The organism is Mucilaginibacter sp., from assembly GCF_028288105.1.
GTDB lineage: Bacteria > Bacteroidota > Bacteroidia > Sphingobacteriales > Sphingobacteriaceae > Mucilaginibacter.
In genome coordinates this window covers 1-16,518 of the sequence record NZ_JAQBOI010000182.1, presented here as the reverse complement: position 1 = coordinate 16,518, position 16,518 = coordinate 1, and the positions used below count along the sequence as shown (strand labels likewise).

Genomic DNA, 16,518 nt, shown 5'->3' with positions numbered 1-16,518 from the left:
CATCGGTGTTGGCATTGCTGCCGTTGTATTGTTTATAATAATTAGCAACACCCTTCCAAAATGCTTCATCGCCAATTTTACGGCGCAGCATATGCAATACCCAACCACCTTTTTGGTACGCGTTGGCGTTTAACATACTTATCATTGTCCCTTTAAATGTCGAGTCGACTACCGGGGCCAGGTACTTCTTTTCAAAACTGAAGATCAGGTTCCTATCGGCTGTTAAACGGGTTTTTAAAGTATCTGCGCCGTAGGTGCCCTCCAGGTACAGGTTGGCCATATAAGTAGCAAAACCTTCACTTAACCACACGTGTTCCCAGGATTTCTCGCTTATGGCATCGCCGAACCACTGATGAGCAATTTCGTGTGCCATCAAAGCCTCAATGCCTTTATCATTTACCGATTTCTCGTAGTAGAATATAGCTCCCGCGTTTTCCATCCCCCCGAAAATAGTTTTAGACTGTACATTAGCCAACTTCTTATAAGCGAACGGACCAATCTTTTTTACAAACCACGGCAATATCTTAATTGCTACAGCATAGCTTTTAAAGCCCGCTTCTTTATCCTCCGGGAATACATAAGTATACACCGGCGTACCGCCCGGGCTACCCGGATTTGACACCGCAAAATCAGCCACACCAATTACCATAACTTTTGTTGGCAGTTTAGCGGTTTCGCTCCAGTGGGTGAGTTTCTTATTGCCGGGTAGAGGTTTTTCTAAAACCTTTAAACCATTAGCTACAACTTTATACCGGGCAGGGGCAGTCACCAAAAATTCTACCGATGCCTTATCTGCAGGGTGATCTACGCATGGCAACCAGTTGCGGGCACGGTTAGCCCAATTATCGCCAAAAAATGTACGGTGATTATATTGGTTGGTAGATATGATAAGCCCATCTGTTGGGATACCCTGATAGGTGATAACATAGCTATGCACAGAACCTGCAATTGCTTTTGTATTGATGACAAGCCTGTCGCTATCTTGTGTAAACTTCAGTGCCTTGCCGTTTTCTTTTAAGGCAGTTACCAGCATGCCCTTACCTTCGCTGTTCTTTTTAGCCAGGTCCAATTCAAAAGTGCTCGCCGCTTTTAAAAATTTGGTGGTAACAGTTGCCTGTCCTTTTATCATATTGTCTGCATCATTTAAGGTAATGGCAAAGCGGTAGTGCTGCACATCAATAGTTGCGCCGGGTTGCTGGGCTTTAACAGTTAAACTAAAAACAAACGGTGCAAAAAGCAGCAGGTATAGGTTTTTACGCATAGGTAATATTACAAAAAATCTATTTATGTTGCCTGCTGCTTGATATTTATGCCTTGATTGACGAGTTAAGGCGGCTTTTAAATACTTCTCTCCATGTAAACCTTCCCCCTCCTGTAATAAGCAGCGTTAACAATGCGGTGCTTACTTCAATTATTTCTACAATACCTTCTAACCCATAGCCCATAGTGAGATTGGCGGTGGCAGCTATCATCATAGTAAAAAGCATTAACGCCGATGCCACTCTTACACCAATACCAGCTATTAAACATAGCCCACCAAAAACCTCGGCAACCATGGCCATAAATCCCCAAAATATAGGTAAAAAGCTGATGCCTACATATTCCATACTATGCCCAAGGCGTTCCCACCCCGCCGGGCCGCCCTGCAGCTTTGGCAAGCCGTGAAATATAAACATGCTGCCAAGGCCTATTCGCAACACCAGCAGCCCAAGGTTTACATTGCGCTCATTCATGCGTAATTGGGAATATTTTGGCCCAGTATAATATCCCGTTTGCAAACCAATATACCCGCAGCGTTTTTACGGAGTTTTACAACACCATTGCCACCACGGTTTTCTGCTTTGCTACGCAGTGCAGAAGTAAGTAGCGGGTCGTTATCAAACCGGTATTCGTCTATATAATATTCGTTAATGCCGGGTTCCTTAATAATAGGATGAATGTGTGCCGGGTTATTTCTTTCGGGATAGGCCGCGGGCATGGTGGTATAAAACGTATACTTACCATCGCAGCCTGTTTTTATCCAGCCGCGCAAGCGGCCGTGGCGTTTACCATCCATCTGCCCGGCCAACTGGCTATAATAACCCTTACTATCGGTGTGGTAAATATACACGATAACGTTAGGGGCCACCGTGTGCTTATCCTTGCGGTAAACAGTACCTTGTACAATAAGCTTCTGTTCGCCTGTTTTCCACCCGGGCATATAGGCAGCATTGCTAAGCTTACCGGGCATTCCTTCATATATAAGTTCGCAGCCATCGCAGCCGCCGCCTACAACCGGTCCCTGGGCAACCAGGTTAAACACACGCTTTGCCAATGCCAGCGCCGGTACAACGCCCAACGCTAATGCCATTATGAATTTTTGCCTGTTCATGATCTTTGATTTTGATGACAGCAATTTGGCTGGTTTTTATCGTAAAAAAATATTTAGTAGACCAACGCTAAGTTTAATAGACCAACGGCTACATACCCTAACACTTATTAACCTTTAATACTTTATTTTTACATCAACAATGCAACAGGCAACTCACATAAAAAACAATAAATGGCAAACTGCCCTGCCGCAGGTATGCTTTTGGGTGCTGATAACCCTGCTGTTTTTATATGAGCGGCGTTACCTGGTACACAAGATTGGATTACCTCACCTTTTTGCCTGTGTAAGTGTACGGCTACTGCTGATAATGGCACTTGCCTATTTGAACCTTTACGTGCTTATTCCCCGGTTTTTAAACAAAGAGCGGTATTGGCTTTTTGGGGGGCTGCTAATTTTGTCGCTTGCTTTATACGTGGGTTTGCAAAGCGCCTACGATGTATTCCTGTTTGGTTTTATAATTGGCGATATCCGATACGGAAACTTTTGGTATTCGCTCCCTTATAATGCGGTAAGCTCTGCCTGGTACCTGCTTATTACCGTTAGCTTTAAAATAAGCCTCGACTGGTATCGGCATAAAAAAGAAATAGCTACCGCGGCTGATGCGGCTGAAATAAAACCCGAAATGCCCGAGCATCTCTATCTAAAGTCGGGAGTTAAAACCATAAAGGTTTGTATTGCCGATATAATTTACATACAAGCGCTTAAGGATTATTCTATCATTTACACCAATGCGGATAAAGTTATCACCAAAGGATCGCTAAAACACATTGAAGGTATTTTACCCGCAGGTGCTTTTTTGCGGGTGCATAAATCATACATCATCGCCAAAAGTAAAATAGCATCTGTTGAGCGCAGCAGGGTATTGTTGAACGGACAAGTTGCCATCCCCGTGGGCCGGAATTTTCAGGATAGGCTGGAAGGGTTTTAGTATCTTGAGCATTAATTACCAAGGGCAAAATTAAACGGTATATCTTGTTCTAATTTTACAGCCTTTCCGTTTAACATAGCGGGGAGCCAATCGCCGGTAATTAATTTAGCTACGCGCAACGCCTCTTCATCGCAACCATACCCTACAGCTTTTTTAATACGATAATTTGAAGCAACACCATTTTCATCTATAGTTATACCAATAATCACCCTTCCCTGTATATTTCGCTCCCTTGCCGCCGCCGGATATCTGGTCGTTGCTATTAATATTCTTGTAATTGCGGCCTCGCCATTTAAATAAATAGGTGCACGGTCCAGCCTTGTTTTTACAGTATCAGTACCTTGTATAATTTCATACACCCGGGCACTATCTTTGGGGTTCTGTTTTAGGAACAGCATTACACTATTTGTAAAATCATATTCCATTTGTAACACCCCGTTATAAGTATATATTTTCCAGTGTCCAACCCGCCTGCCATTTTTATAAGAGCCTTCTGCCGAATTATTTTTAAAGCCATAGTATACCCAGGTGCTATCTTTTAAATTGTTTTTGTAAAAGCCTTTACATATAGCCTTGTGGTCATAATAATTGAACGATGCGTATTCGCCTTGTTTAATTTGCTTGTCGGCTTTTAGTACCGAATACGTTTCTTTTAAATTCTGCGCAATGTCTTCCGTATTTATCTTTTTAGTTTGGGCCAAAAGGTTCATCGAAATAAAAATGGGAAGGAGCGCTATGCATGCTTTCATACCATAAATATATATACTTTATATAAAAGCAATTACTATCCTTTACGATGCTTTCTCAAACTTTGAAAATCAATATAATAAAGCACCTTTAACGAAAAGTTATTGTTTTGCGGCTGGTTCACGGTATCGTTAAGGTTACGTAAATAGCTTTGTGTGGCAATGTTTGTGTTAGTATAGGTAGAGTTTTTCCAGGCCAGGCTTAGCTCACTACCCGGCGAAAACTGCCAAACATAGATCATATCCACATTCCAGATATTGGCGTTCTGATCAATATTATGGTTGAAATCATTGGAGGTTAAGCTTGTCAGATAACCATCCTGCCCCAGGCTGAAAAACTCTTTATTATTCACTTTGCTCCAATAATGCCTTAAGCGCAGGTTTAACCCCATAATACTGCTAAAGGTATATTTAAGTGTGAATATATTATCAACCGTATGCACATTTCGTAAAGCAAAAACATCGGCACCGGTATTGTCAAAAGTTGCAAAGCCGGTATAGTTTATCCGCGGACTAATAGTTATATCTTGCCCGAACGAAAATTTGTTGCTAAGGCGTACATTATAAAACAGTTCCAGGTCGTTACCGTGACCACCATGCCCGTTAGCCATCCATTGGTCTGAATACCAAAACCCGCCCGATAATACCTTGGCGCGGTTGGTGCTTAAATTCCAGTTTAGCACAAAGTTTTGTGGCGCTTTAAAAACCCGGCCGACAACACGGGGCTCATAAAAATCGTTCCCCTCTACCCGGTAATGGCCATTAATATTTACCTGCCAAAAGTTTTTAAAACTGCCGTTGGCACCAAAGTTTTGGTTAAAGTATTGATATGTCGACGGCGACACTCTATAAGACGAATATGTATTTGTCCAAACATTCCACTGGGTAAAAAGGTGCTTGGGTTTATAATTGGCGTATTGCAGGTTTATGTTATGCTCTAAATAATTGTTGTTAAACAGTATGCCCAGGTCATTAGGGTCATACTTACTGTCGACCCTATCCTGCGATACATTCCAGGTAAAGTTACCGGCTACCTTACCAAAAACCACTTCGTAATTGTAGCCTGTTACGGTTTGCTCGCCTTTATAAAACTTATTGCTCATTAAGCCATAACCGGCAAGATTATAGGTGTTCTTTTTGTTATTCAAATTAAAAACAACGCCGCCTACATCGGCAGAATAATCTTTACCAAATCGGTTAACATTAGTGTTAATAAATGTTATGGCCGAATTATTCTTCAGGTTTTGATCCAGCACAATAATATTATAATTGGTAACCGGACTGGTTTGCACAACCCTGCGATTGCCCGTGGTAGAGTCTTCTATAGTTGCATAGGCAGTATTGGTTAGTCCGTTAAAAATACCGATACCTAACCCATTAGATAACCTGCCGGATAATTTTACCGCGTTTATCAACTTAGTTTCGGTTGGGTTTTTGATGATAGCTTCATGGTCATTCAACGTTATATCATTGTAATGCAGCGGTTGCCCGCCAACCCTACGCGAGTAAAATAGGTTGCCTTTATTAAATAACTCTGTTCCCTCGGTAAAAAAGGAACGGTTCTCGTTATACTTTACTTCAAAAGGGGTAAGGTTTAATATTCTGTTATCAGACTGTACCTGTCCAAAATCCGGTATTAGGGTAAGGTCAAGCGTAAAGCTTTCGTTAATGCCATATTTAACATCCATACCACCGTTTACAGATGTTGTTGTATTAGCCAGACCTGGGGTGTTGTATGGATAATGGTTTACATAGGTAGAAAAGTAGGGGTAGAAAGCCAAACGCACCGGCGGCACAATTTTTTCCAGTCCGGTTAATATCCCTTCCTGATTCATAAGGCCACTCATTTTAGGGTCTAACTCGTTCCAAAAAAGTTGCTGCTGTACATTCTGGCGTTTACGTATCAGGTTCATGCCCCAGGTTTGCACATCTTTTTTCGCAAAGCGCAGGGCCGAGTATGGGATCTTCATTTCGCATGTCCAGCCAAGGCTGTCAATATTTACCTTGCTTGTCCATACCGCGTTCCAGGTTTCATCCTCTGTGTTTCCGTTGGGATTGGGCGCATACTTAGCATCAAACTGCCCATTTGTCGAGGTAACAAAAAAACCGGAACCGTTAATACCATCTTTATAGGTATCAAAAATTATCCCAATAAAATCGGCGTTCCCCACCTGGTCTCTTGTTGCAAATTCACGTGCTATTTTGGTAGGGTCTTTTTCATACATACGCGCGCCTACATAAATAGCCGTATTATCATATATGATCTTCACCGTGGTACGGTTCTCCTGTTTTTCGTGGTTACCGGCGTTGGGCTGCAGTTCAACAAAATCAGTAGCTATTGGTACATTTTGCCATACGGCGTCATCCAAAACACCATCCATTTTTGGCGGCGCTTCGGTTTTGATAGCCACTAACGTTTTTTTTGGTTTTTGAGAAAAGGCAGTTAACGTTATAGCAGAAAACAATATAGCAAGTAAAAAGAGCTTCATTTAGGGTGGTTAATAGTTTTCATAAGATGCTCAAAGTCGGGCAAACGTTACAGGATATTTTGTTAAATGTTAGTTAAAAGCCATAAACTATGCTTATAAATTGATTTTTATTTAATAGGAACTGGTTATGCTTCAAAACCTTAACTTTGTGTCCTCAAAAATTAGGAATTAATAATGTTTGAAAATTTATCGGATAAACTCGACAGGGCGTTTAAAGTACTGAAGGGACAGGGATCAATTACTGAAATAAACGTGGCCGAAACCATGAAGGAGATACGCAAAGCGCTCCTGGATGCCGACGTTAACTATAAAACCGCCAAAACCTTTACAGATGATGTAAGGCAAAAGGCAATGGGCGAAAACGTATTAACCTCGATATCGCCGGGCCAGCTTTTAACCAAGCTGATGAACGACGAGCTTACCGAGCTTATGGGTGGTACCACTGCCGAGCTCGAACTAAAGGCATCGCCAACCATCATCTTGATAGCAGGTTTGAACGGTGCGGGTAAAACAACCTTTACCGGCAAGCTGGCCAACTATCTAAAAACACAAAAAGGCAAAAAACCATTATTGGTTGCCGATGATATTTACCGCCCCGCGGCTATTACCCAATTGCAGGTATTAGGCGAGCAAATTGGCGTACCGGTTTATGCCAACCTGGAATCGAAAGACCCGGTTGCTATTGCCCGTGAAGGTATCGCTTTGGCTAAGCAAAATGGCCATAACGTGGTTATTATAGATACCGCCGGTCGTTTAGCTATTGACGAAGCCATGATGGTGGAGATTGAGCAGGTTAAAGCTGCTGTTAACCCACACGAGATATTGTTTGTGGTTGACTCCATGACCGGCCAGGATGCTGTGAACACCGCTAAGGTGTTTAACGATCGTCTCGACTTTACCGGCGTTGTTTTAACCAAACTGGATGGTGATACCCGTGGTGGTGCGGCGCTATCTATTAAATCGGTTGTTAACAAGCCCATAAAATTCATAGGTACCGGAGAAAAAATGGAAGCGCTTGACGTTTTCCACCCGGATCGTATGGCATCGCGTATTTTGGGTATGGGTGACGTGGTTTCGTTGGTTGAGCGTGCGCAACAGCAGTTTGACGAAAAGGAAGCTGCTGAGCTACAGCGCAAGATCCGCAAGAACAAATTCGACTTTAACGATTTTTACAGTCAGATACAGCAGATCAAAAAAATGGGTAACATGAAAGATCTGATGGGCATGATACCGGGTGTTGGTAAAATGATGAAGGACGTAGAGGTGAGTGACGACTCGTTTAAGGGCATCGAAGCAATCATTAACTCTATGACACCAAAAGAGAAAGAAAACCCCGACCTGATCAACCCAAGCCGTCGTAATCGCATTGCCAAAGGCTCAGGCACCGATCTGCAGGAAGTAAACCGTTTAATGAAACAGTTTGACGATATGCGTAAGGTGATGAAACAAATGAGCAACCCCGCAGCCATGGCCAACATGATGCGCCGGATGCCAAAAATGTAAAGACCATAACGGTATAAAATAAAAGCCTCGATATTTCTATCGAGGCTTTTTTATTTTTCCTTGTCTCCACGTCATTGCGTGGGTTAGTTGGATTACGATTCTTTACGGGAATTTATACAATACCCCCAATGACAGGCCTTCTGTTCCTTGTACATCTTTTATCCCGGTGTTTTTATCAAACAGTAGAGTGCCGTTTATAGATACGTTTATAAGGCGGTTAACCTTTGCCGAAAGTATAGCATCTAAACGGTGGCGGGTATAGCTAATTGGCTGCCCGTAGGGTATAAACATCTCGTAACGGGCATTCAGGTGCATGTTTTTGGCAATATCCTTATCAAAAATACCAACTACCTGGAACGCTATGTCATTTCGCACGGTTTTGTTATTCGCGGTATCAACACCATACGATTGCACCCTGCGCACAGAATCGTCCAATACAAATGTTTGGCGGGCAGTACCAGTACCTAAACGCAGATCGAAATATGTGGTGGGTTTAAACTCAAAACCGATAGATTCTGTAATGTACCCCGGTGCCATAAAGTTGGATATCAGCAATGGTGGTGCCTGGTTGTTAGCATCGTACTGGTACCCCTTGTCAAACTGCGACTCGAACGTTAAGGACCCGAAGAAGAACCAATGCTTTGACATTTGGGTGGCTATCTTGTTATCCCAAAAAATGCGGTCGTTTGTTTTGCGTGACGATTGCCCTTTGTTTTTAGATTTCCCGTATTGCAAGTTAAGTTCTGAAACGTAGCTGAACGGGGCCTTATTATACTCGACCCGGTACACAAAGGTAGACCCAATGGCAATTGAAGAAACGCCACCGGAAGAGTAGTTGTTACTAAAAGCCGCCTGGTTAAAGTTTAGCCCGAAGGCTACAAACTTGCGCCAGTAACTTATCTTATAATCCAGCATGGTTACCGGTATTAGCTCCTGCTGTATCTGTATGGGGGTTGGTGGTACCGGTATAGCATTCCTTTTGCTTTGAATCCGATATTTATTGAGGAGGTTACTATCTATTTTAACCGTGTCTTTCTTCACGGTGTCGGCTGTTTGCGCATTCGCAGACAGTGTAATTGTGATCATCAGTAGGAAAAGAAGCCTGATACCTGTTTTCAACATATCCACAAATAAAAAGCAAAAATCTGTTATTTCATTGTTTTAATTAAAAATACCTGAGCCAGCTATACATTTTTCGGCAATTTAGATAGCCGGGGTCGGTATCTTTTGCATAGGCTTCCCGTTCAAAAACAATGTTTAAATAAGCCTTATCATGGTTTCTATATTTAGCAATATTAATTAAGTAATTTATTAGATACAATACGTAGAAGGGGATAACTAACAGCTCGGCTTGCTGCTTTAAGTGAATGCGTTCGTGGTTAAGTAGTATAGCATCGGTTAATAAGCCTTTATTGTTCACCAGTATGAAGGGGAACAATGCCATACCGCTTACTTTTAAAAAGGGGGCAACTATTATTTTGTATCGGTATCCCATTTAACCTGTGGTAGCGGGGCAAGTTCATATGCCCTTGGGTGGCGCAGATAGCGTTTTAAATTATTGCGGATATAGTTGATAAACTCATAATCGCCGGCGGTGGTAACCAGGTAGTAACCGGGGCGGTACTTCTGCATAAAATCTGTAAGTTTTGGCTCTTCCAGGTGGGTTATGCCCTGTACAAAAGCTTTATTAAAGCGATAGTCGATAATATTTTGGCGGTATTCAGCGTCAATTATGCCGCGCAACTTTTCTGCATTGCGGCCGCTTTTGCTAAAGGCATTGTATAAGGCATCTATACTAAACCCCACGCCCGACGGGCCTGCGCTTAATAGGTTGGAGTTATTTAATGAGCCGTAGATTTTGCTGTACTCTTTTTGTGTGTTGGCCAATCGCCTTTGCGGGTTCAAAAAACTATCGCGAATGGTTACCTCTTGTAATGGTATGGCTTTAGGCCGCATATAAACCGCCAGGGCCACATAGTTTTTTACCTTAATGGTATCGCTATAATGATCGGTTTTGCTAAAAACCAACACATCGCCGGGCTGGGCGGCAATATTAAACTCTCCCTGAAATGTATTATAAACCGATTTGCCCGATGTAACATTCAGCACATTCACCTTGGCAACACGTGCCTTGGTGTCTTTATCAAACACAATGCCCGTAACCTCTTTTTGCTGCGAAAAAGCGGAAGCACATATTATGCTAAGAAAAAGGGTAAGCCAAAACTTCATTATAAAGTTTAAAGCTAAACGTTTGGGAAGGGATAAACTATACTTTAACAATCTTTAACACGCTATTTCACTACAACAAGCTTCTGACCAATCCTAAGATTACTATCGGTCATTTTGTTGAGCGCTTTTAATTCATCAACAGTGATACCAAAACGTTTAGAAATATTGTATAGTGTGTCGCCCTGTTGTATGGTATAAATTTTATCGTCGGGAGGGGTTTTGCTAATGGAATCTTGCTGTGGCTGGCCAATTGTATCGTTTATTTCTGTCAGCACACGGTCTTCGCGTTTTATTTTAGCCAGGTCACCTTCGGGGCGGTCATACTGGTCAAGCTGGTATTTATTAATGATATTCAACAGTAACTGTGGGTATTTGGGGTTGGTCGCATAACCGCAAGCTTTTAAGCCGTAAGCCCAGCCATTAAAATCATTCTTATCCAGCTCAAAAAGCCGGGCGTAATTCTTCTTCTTTAAAAACTCAGAATGGTCGCGGAAAGATTCTTCGGGATTGCTGTACACCCTAAAGCAATCGTTAACATTATCATCGTTTTTATAATAGCTTTCGCCTTGCCAGGTACTGCCGCATTTTATACCAAAATGGTTATTGGCCACTTTAGCCAGTTCGCTGTTGCCACTGCCCGATTCAAACAAGCCCTGTGCCAGGGTAATACTTGCCGGTATGCCATAACTGTTCATTTCTTGTATGGCAATGTCTTTAAAACGGTCAATGTATTCCAACGAGCTAAGATCCTTATGCTGTGCAATGGATGCCTTATTCCGCTTATGAATGGCTTTGTTGTTTTTTGACGCCTTGCTTCTGCTAATGGTGCCCTTATGCGCCGAGCATGACGTAAATAATAGAGTAGCAATTAATAATGTATATATCCTACGCATGTAGTTAGCTTATTTTAGCCAAACTTAAGGTTAAAAATATAATTATTACTCGTTATTTGCCATTTCCTGTTTAATGGAATCAGGGGCCGCGTCGTCATCAAGTTCGTTAAGGTCATATTTGTTGATGATGCCTAAAACCTGTGCCGACCATTTTTTGCTGCTTGCATAGCCGCCGCGTTGTATGCCTTTTGCCCAGGCTTTATAATCGTACTGGGTAAATTTATCAGCCAGGTGGCTAAATTGCTTACGCTCTGTCATGATGCGGGCAAAGTCTTTAAAAGAATCTAAAACGCTATCATAACGTTTGTAAGCCGACCTAACTTTTTTGTTGTGTTTGTAATAAACTACAGTGCCTCCGCCTTTTACTCCAAACTGGTTATTAAGGTTTTGGGCTATGGCGCTTTTGCCGCTGGCAGATTCATGCATGGCAACACCTAAAATTATACTTGCGGGCACACCGGTTTCATGCATAATGCGAATGGCATTATCTTTGAACTTCTCAATGTATGATTGTGCTGCGTTCTGTGCCGATACGGCTGTTGTGGTTGCAATTAATGCTGAAACTGAAAGTAGTGTAATAGTTAAGAGTTTCTTCATAATTATTTTTTTCTGATGATCAATATGCCATCGCGTACAGGTAGAATTAGTTTTTCAACCTGTGTGTTAACAGCTATTAGTTCATTTAGTTTGCGAATATTCTCGGTATCAGCATCTTTTTCGGCGCCAAACACCTTTCCTTTCCACAAAACATTATCAATTATTATTAAGCCTCCTGGCCTCACTTTATCAATTACTAACTGAAAGTACTTAAAATTATTTCGTTTATCCGCATCAATAAACACCAGATCAAAGTTAGTTTCCTTTAAATCAGCTATTACAGCCTCTGCGGCACCAAAATGAAGCTTGATTTTTTTATCCACATTTGTTAGTTTAAAATGTGCATTTATCATTTCCTCAAATTCGCGGTTAACCTCAATGGTGTGTAAAACACCGCCTTCAACAAGCCCCTCGGCCAGGCAAATAGCCGAATAACCGGTAAACGTACCCATCTCTAAAATAAGCTTTGGTTGTATCATTTTACTGAGCATGCTCAGTACCCGGCCCTGGTAATGTCCCGAAAGCATATGCGGTTTCAGCACCTTCAGGTATGTATCCCGGTTTATCTTTTGTAACCCCTCTGGTTCCGGGTCACAATGGTTATCAAGGTAAGCCTGTAAGGCCGGATCAAGGATCTCCATGGCGGCAAAGATACGAAATTTGAAACAAACGAGTTTTTATGGCCGTATCAAGCTGGAAATCATAACTTTGCAACAACTATGGCGTTGCCTGCGGCCTGGGCTTACCGCTCATACTGCACAGGCCTTAGCCGCAAGGCCGGTATCCGCTTTAATCCCTAACGCTACTTATTCGAAGCACTACTCAAAAATGCTCTTCGCTTTCTTTATTGTTTTTTCCAGGTCAATCCATTTCCCTAAAACGCCTTCAAACAAATCGCCCTCTTTTTTTAGGCGGGCAACAGAGTTATGAATAGTAAAGTGCTTCATGGTTAAGCCTGGTTTTACCTCGTCCCAATGCAGGGGCATAGAAACAGTTGCACCGGGTTTTGGCCGTAAAGAGTATGGGCCGGCAATGGTTGCCCCGGGACGGTTTTGGAGAAAATCAAGGTACATTTTACCATTGCGATTTTTAACCATCCGTTCAAGGGTTGTATAATCGGGAATTTGCTGGTGTACAATATCTACGATGAGCCGGGCAAACATTTGCGACTGATCATAATCATATTTGGCACCCAACGGAATATAAATGTGCATACCTGTAGAGCCCGATGTTTTACAGTAGGAGGGCACATCAATAGCATCCAAAACTTTCTTTACTTCCAGTGCGGCTTCTATCACCTGGTCAAAGGTATTTTTATCCGGATCAAGGTCAATAATGCAGTAGTCCGGGTTATCCGGCGATTGAATCCGGCTAAACCATGGGTTCATTTCAATACAGCCCAATGATGCCATCCATAACAGGGTAGCCTCGTCATGCCCCACTAAATAATCTTTATCCTCGCCCTCGCTGGTGGTGTAGGGGAATGTCCTTACCCAATCCGGAGATTTGCCGCGTACATCCTTCTGATAAAAACTTGGCCCATGGATCCCGTTAGGGAAACGATTAAGCGATTGTGGCCTGTCTTTAAGATAGGGCAGAATATATTCTGCTATTTGGTAGTAATAATTGAACATATCACGCTTGGTAATACCATCTTCGGGCCAGTAAACTTTGCTGAGGTGGGTAAACTTCAAGTCGTGGCCGCAGATCTTTTTTACCTGGGTTTCTTCTTTGGGGTTTAGCAACGTGCGTTTGGTAGATTCTTTGGGCGCACTTACCAATTTGCGCGTCTCCATTTTTTCTTCGGTATGATGTTCTTCCTCAACTATTTCAGCTGTATCCGCTTCTATTTCACGCACCACATCTTTTGCTTTTTTATCTACCCGCATCCCTTCAAACGACGGGTGGCGAAAAACGCCATCGCTGGTTACTTCGGCAAAACTTACTTCACAAACCAGCTCGGGTTTTAGCCAGGTAGCTTTTGCCTTAGGTGGATTTGGGCGGAATCTTGACGGCTTATTCACGTCCGGCTCGTACCCAAACGGGCTTTTTTCCGTCCTTAAAACGTCAAATTTCGCCATCATTTCCTTCTGAAGTTTATCAGAAAAACCAGTGCCCACCTTGCCGACATATTGGAGTTTTTCACCCTCATAAACGCCCAGCAAAAGTGAGCTGAATTGCTTGGCCGTCCCCTCATTTTTGGTGAAGCCTCCGATCACCACTTCCTGCCTTTTGTTTATCTTGATCTTGAGCCAATCTTTAGAGCGGTTATCAGACAAATAGGTGCTGCTTGCTTTTTTGGCCATGATGCCTTCCAGCCCAATCTTGCCCGCCGCCTCAAAAAATTCGGTACCGTTGGCTTTAAAAACCTGGCTCAGGCGCACGCGGTCGTCATCGGTTGGGATAACCTCTTTCACGATAGCCTGGCGCTCAATTAGTGGCAGGCCCATCAGGTTCTTCCCTTCGTACCAAAGTATATCGAAAATGTAAAGCACCAGTTCGCCATCGGCTTCGCTGCGCCAGTTTTGAAGGGCGCCAAAGTTGGATACACCCTTATCGTTGAGCACCAATATTTCGCCATCAATAACCACGTTCAGCTTCCAGCTTTCCAGCAGTTTTTTTAGCGGGTAATATTTCTCGTTAAAATCTTTGTTATTGCGCGATAGCAGCTGCACCTCGCCTTTATTAACGAAACCCAACGTGCGGTAACCATCCCATTTTACTTCGTAGATCCAGTCGGGGTCATCAAATGGTTCGTTCACCAGCGTGGCCAACATGGGTTTTATGCCTGTGGGAATTTTGCCTTTCGGTGCTTTTTTTAGAATAGCAGCGGTATCCAGCTTTTCTTCTGATGGCTCCTCGGCCATATCCGCTATTTCTTCGGTTGGTTCAGGGAGTTTTTTTTTTGAGGATTTCTTCTTTGAATTTTCTTCTTCAACATCCTGCTCTTCGCCGTCTTTCCAAACCTTTTCGCTGGTTTTTTCCATTGTTTCAATGGTTTTACCGGAGAGGACAGACTTATCCTTTTTAGTGATATCCTTTACGGATGCAAAATCGTCCTTGTGTTTAATAAGCAGCCAGCCATTCTCGCCCATGCCATGCGTTTTCACCAGGGCATATTCGCCTTCCAGCTTTTCGCCGTGAAGCTTTATTTTTAGTGACCCCTCTTTGAGCTGTTTTAACAGGTGCTTTTCCTGGGCTTTTTTACCTTTTATTTCTTCAATAGGTTCGTAGGTTCCCTCGTCCCATACAATAACGGTACCGCCCCCATATTCGCCTCGGGGTATAATGCCTTCAAAATTGCGGTAGTCGAACGGGTGGTCTTCTACCATCATAGCCAGGCGTTTTGTTTTGGGGTCGGTTGATGGGCCCTTAGGTACAGCCCAGCTTTTTAATACGCCATCCATTTCCAGTCTAAAATCATAGTGCAGGCGCGATGCATCGTGCTTTTGAATCACAAACATCAGCTTATCCTTATCCTTGCTTCTTCCGGCTTTGGGTTCGGCGGTTTTAGTAAAATCCCGCTTTTCGACGTATTTTTCGAGGCTCATAGTTTGGCTGCTTTATTTATTCAGGTATTCCTGCACTGCTTTAACAGATGTGCCTACAGCTTCAACGGCTTCTTTTAACCTATCTCTGCTTACCCCAAACTTTTCACTCCAGTATTGCAGTTCGTAATCCTCGTTTACGTTTACCCTATCCCTATCGGGGCTGCCAACATTTTTTGTACTATCCATAATATTAATGTTTTAGATAAGTAATAAACAGCCGGCCCCAATTATGGTTTGAAAAGAAATTAATTAGTAATTAACCCCCTGTTACGGACCTACTTCTATCACAGATAAAAAATTACCGGCAGGGTCTTTAAACCAAGCAATTGTAGGCCCATCACCCCGGGAAATGTTGTCTTCATCGGTCTTCAAGTACTCACTGTCGTAGCTTTCAAACTTTACCCCTTTGGCTTTCAGTTCGCTTACAGTGGTTTCTATATCTTTCACCGGGAAATTAAGAACAGTGTAGGTTGCCGGTTCGTGGTTTTGTTTGGGATAGATGAGCACGGTACCGCCGCCCACCAATCGCAACCTAAGCATGTCAATTGTTTCGTGCTCTTTAGTTGCATCTAACCCAAGACTGTCTTTGTAAAACTTTTCTGCTTTCTCTATATCGTCAACAGAAAAGCTGCTGAATGCTTTTGAATCTTTTAACATGATATTTGATTTAATATTGATTATTCTGGTTTAAGATCAAACATGGCCATGCCGGTTTCCATGTTTATCGGCTCCGAATTATGTTCATGGGTGATGAACCATTTACCGCCGATGTTACGATAACCATCGGTTGTGCGGTACCACATATCCATATCTTCTCCCCTGGCATTAGTGCCGTAAGTGCGGGTAAGGCAATGGCTGTAGGCAATATCGCCGCTAACCGCTATTTCCAGATTGGTTACTTCCTGGCTAATTGGACTTTCATAACCGGCAAACCAACTTTTCAACCGATTTTTAATGGCATCGCGGGTGTTATTTTGCAATGGGCTCATCAAATCAAACGTCACAACATCTGTCGGATAGTTTGATAACAACCCTTCTATATCCCGGTCATATATCGCCTTAATCTTAGCATCTAATAAATTCTTTATTTCCTGCTGATTGGCAGATAAATCATTTTCTGAAGCCATAATTGTCCTTCCGTTAGTTGGTTGATGTATACAGGTACAAAAATGCAGCCAATAAGTTGATTAAGAAGGGCGTAAACGCGACAA

Annotated in this window: 17 protein-coding genes; 2 read left to right on the top strand and 15 right to left on the bottom strand. The window is 42.7% G+C overall.

Annotated elements, in window-relative coordinates; all coding sequences use genetic code 11:
- The 3 genes from JWQ85_RS12735 to JWQ85_RS12725 form a co-directional block, all read right to left on the bottom strand.
- On the bottom strand, window positions 1-1,261 hold a 1,261-nt coding region (locus tag JWQ85_RS12735; RefSeq protein WP_299468500.1), incomplete at its 3' end, for a M1 family metallopeptidase.
- Window positions 1,262-1,307: 46 nt separating this feature from the next.
- On the bottom strand, window positions 1,308-1,733 hold the full coding sequence (locus JWQ85_RS12730; protein WP_299468498.1) for a DoxX family protein: 426 nt from the start codon (window positions 1,731-1,733) through the stop codon (window positions 1,308-1,310).
- The gene (locus JWQ85_RS12725; RefSeq protein WP_299468496.1) at window positions 1,730-2,371 is read right to left on the bottom strand and encodes an intradiol ring-cleavage dioxygenase; all 642 of its coding nucleotides are present in this window, start codon (window positions 2,369-2,371) and stop codon (window positions 1,730-1,732) included. Before JWQ85_RS12725 ends, JWQ85_RS12730 begins: the two co-directional genes overlap by 4 nt.
- 139 nt (window positions 2,372-2,510) lie before the next feature.
- On the opposite strand from JWQ85_RS12725, the gene JWQ85_RS12720 reads away from it, so the two are divergent.
- On the top strand, window positions 2,511-3,299 hold the full coding sequence (locus JWQ85_RS12720) for a LytTR family DNA-binding domain-containing protein (protein WP_299468494.1): 789 nt from the start codon (window positions 2,511-2,513) through the stop codon (window positions 3,297-3,299).
- Between the two features lie 11 nt (window positions 3,300-3,310).
- Here the strand turns inward: JWQ85_RS12720 and JWQ85_RS12715 are convergent, their stop codons facing one another.
- Together JWQ85_RS12715 and JWQ85_RS12710 are read right to left on the bottom strand one after the other, a co-directional pair.
- Window positions 3,311-4,048, bottom strand: a complete 738-nt coding sequence (locus tag JWQ85_RS12715; RefSeq protein ID WP_299468492.1) for an energy transducer TonB — start codon at window positions 4,046-4,048, stop codon at window positions 3,311-3,313.
- Window positions 4,049-4,083: 35 nt separating this feature from the next.
- Window positions 4,084-6,534, bottom strand: a complete 2,451-nt coding sequence (locus JWQ85_RS12710) for a DUF5916 domain-containing protein (protein WP_299468490.1) — start codon at window positions 6,532-6,534, stop codon at window positions 4,084-4,086.
- A 174-nt stretch (window positions 6,535-6,708) separates the two neighbouring features.
- Between JWQ85_RS12710 and ffh the strand changes: the two genes are divergently transcribed.
- Window positions 6,709-8,037 carry a signal recognition particle protein gene (gene ffh, locus JWQ85_RS12705; RefSeq protein ID WP_299468488.1) on the top strand — a complete coding sequence of 443 codons (1,329 nt, stop codon included), beginning with the start codon at window positions 6,709-6,711 and terminating at the stop codon, window positions 8,035-8,037.
- Window positions 8,038-8,139: 102 nt separating this feature from the next.
- Here ffh and JWQ85_RS12700 read toward each other — a convergent pair whose 3' ends face one another.
- The 10 genes from JWQ85_RS12700 to JWQ85_RS12655 form a co-directional block, all read right to left on the bottom strand.
- Window positions 8,140-9,123 (bottom strand): DUF3078 domain-containing protein, encoded by a 984-nt coding sequence (locus tag JWQ85_RS12700; protein ID WP_299468487.1) that lies wholly within the window; start codon window positions 9,121-9,123, stop codon window positions 8,140-8,142.
- Window positions 9,124-9,202: 79 nt separating this feature from the next.
- Window positions 9,203-9,532, bottom strand: a complete 330-nt coding sequence (locus JWQ85_RS12695; RefSeq protein ID WP_299468485.1) for a hypothetical protein — start codon at window positions 9,530-9,532, stop codon at window positions 9,203-9,205.
- Window positions 9,511-10,266, bottom strand: coding sequence for a hypothetical protein (locus tag JWQ85_RS12690; RefSeq protein WP_299468483.1), 756 nt, complete (start codon window positions 10,264-10,266; stop codon window positions 9,511-9,513). The genes JWQ85_RS12695 and JWQ85_RS12690 overlap by 22 nt, the downstream gene beginning before the upstream one ends.
- Before the next feature lie 62 nt (window positions 10,267-10,328).
- The gene (locus JWQ85_RS12685; RefSeq protein WP_299468481.1) at window positions 10,329-11,159 is read right to left on the bottom strand and encodes a glucosaminidase domain-containing protein; all 831 of its coding nucleotides are present in this window, start codon (window positions 11,157-11,159) and stop codon (window positions 10,329-10,331) included.
- 45 nt (window positions 11,160-11,204) lie between these two features.
- Window positions 11,205-11,756, bottom strand: a complete 552-nt coding sequence (locus JWQ85_RS12680; protein WP_299468479.1) for a glucosaminidase domain-containing protein — start codon at window positions 11,754-11,756, stop codon at window positions 11,205-11,207.
- A gap of 2 nt (window positions 11,757-11,758) precedes the next feature.
- The gene (locus JWQ85_RS12675; protein WP_299468477.1) at window positions 11,759-12,397 is read right to left on the bottom strand and encodes an O-methyltransferase; all 639 of its coding nucleotides are present in this window, start codon (window positions 12,395-12,397) and stop codon (window positions 11,759-11,761) included.
- A 177-nt stretch (window positions 12,398-12,574) separates the two neighbouring features.
- Window positions 12,575-15,307, bottom strand: coding sequence for a DNA ligase D (gene ligD, locus JWQ85_RS12670; protein ID WP_299468475.1), 2,733 nt, complete (start codon window positions 15,305-15,307; stop codon window positions 12,575-12,577).
- 12 nt (window positions 15,308-15,319) lie between these two features.
- Window positions 15,320-15,493, bottom strand: a complete 174-nt coding sequence (locus JWQ85_RS12665; RefSeq protein WP_299468473.1) for a DUF3606 domain-containing protein — start codon at window positions 15,491-15,493, stop codon at window positions 15,320-15,322.
- 81 nt (window positions 15,494-15,574) lie between these two features.
- Window positions 15,575-15,964, bottom strand: a complete 390-nt coding sequence (locus JWQ85_RS12660; RefSeq protein ID WP_299468471.1) for a VOC family protein — start codon at window positions 15,962-15,964, stop codon at window positions 15,575-15,577.
- Between the two features lie 20 nt (window positions 15,965-15,984).
- Window positions 15,985-16,434: a nuclear transport factor 2 family protein gene (locus tag JWQ85_RS12655; protein ID WP_299468469.1), complete on the bottom strand. Its 450-nt coding sequence runs from the start codon at window positions 16,432-16,434 to the stop codon at window positions 15,985-15,987.
- Between the last annotated feature and the right edge of the window lie 84 nt (window positions 16,435-16,518).

What these genes read in the sequence shown, in the direction of transcription:
- JWQ85_RS12700 (WP_299468487.1), bottom strand. Translation starts at nt 9,123, where the DNA reads ATGATCACAATTACACTGTCTGCGAATGCGCAAACAGCCGACACCGTG.
- JWQ85_RS12685 (WP_299468481.1), bottom strand. Translation starts at nt 11,159, where the DNA reads ATGCGTAGGATATATACATTATTAATTGCTACTCTATTATTTACGTCA.
- JWQ85_RS12680 (WP_299468479.1), bottom strand. Translation starts at nt 11,756, where the DNA reads ATGAAGAAACTCTTAACTATTACACTACTTTCAGTTTCAGCATTAATT.
- JWQ85_RS12710 (WP_299468490.1), bottom strand. Translation starts at nt 6,534, where the DNA reads ATGAAGCTCTTTTTACTTGCTATATTGTTTTCTGCTATAACGTTAACT.
- JWQ85_RS12730 (WP_299468498.1), bottom strand. Translation starts at nt 1,733, where the DNA reads ATGAATGAGCGCAATGTAAACCTTGGGCTGCTGGTGTTGCGAATAGGC.
- JWQ85_RS12725 (WP_299468496.1), bottom strand. Translation starts at nt 2,371, where the DNA reads ATGAACAGGCAAAAATTCATAATGGCATTAGCGTTGGGCGTTGTACCG.
- ffh (WP_299468488.1), top strand. Translation starts at nt 6,709, where the DNA reads ATGTTTGAAAATTTATCGGATAAACTCGACAGGGCGTTTAAAGTACTG.
- JWQ85_RS12655 (WP_299468469.1), bottom strand. Translation starts at nt 16,434, where the DNA reads ATGGCTTCAGAAAATGATTTATCTGCCAATCAGCAGGAAATAAAGAAT.
- ligD (WP_299468475.1), bottom strand. Translation starts at nt 15,307, where the DNA reads ATGAGCCTCGAAAAATACGTCGAAAAGCGGGATTTTACTAAAACCGCC.
- JWQ85_RS12675 (WP_299468477.1), bottom strand. Translation starts at nt 12,397, where the DNA reads ATGGAGATCCTTGATCCGGCCTTACAGGCTTACCTTGATAACCATTGT.
- JWQ85_RS12720 (WP_299468494.1), top strand. Translation starts at nt 2,511, where the DNA reads ATGCAACAGGCAACTCACATAAAAAACAATAAATGGCAAACTGCCCTG.
- JWQ85_RS12690 (WP_299468483.1), bottom strand. Translation starts at nt 10,266, where the DNA reads ATGAAGTTTTGGCTTACCCTTTTTCTTAGCATAATATGTGCTTCCGCT.
- JWQ85_RS12665 (WP_299468473.1), bottom strand. Translation starts at nt 15,493, where the DNA reads ATGGATAGTACAAAAAATGTTGGCAGCCCCGATAGGGATAGGGTAAAC.
- JWQ85_RS12660 (WP_299468471.1), bottom strand. Translation starts at nt 15,964, where the DNA reads ATGTTAAAAGATTCAAAAGCATTCAGCAGCTTTTCTGTTGACGATATA.
- JWQ85_RS12695 (WP_299468485.1), bottom strand. Translation starts at nt 9,532, where the DNA reads ATGGGATACCGATACAAAATAATAGTTGCCCCCTTTTTAAAAGTAAGC.
- JWQ85_RS12715 (WP_299468492.1), bottom strand. Translation starts at nt 4,048, where the DNA reads ATGAAAGCATGCATAGCGCTCCTTCCCATTTTTATTTCGATGAACCTT.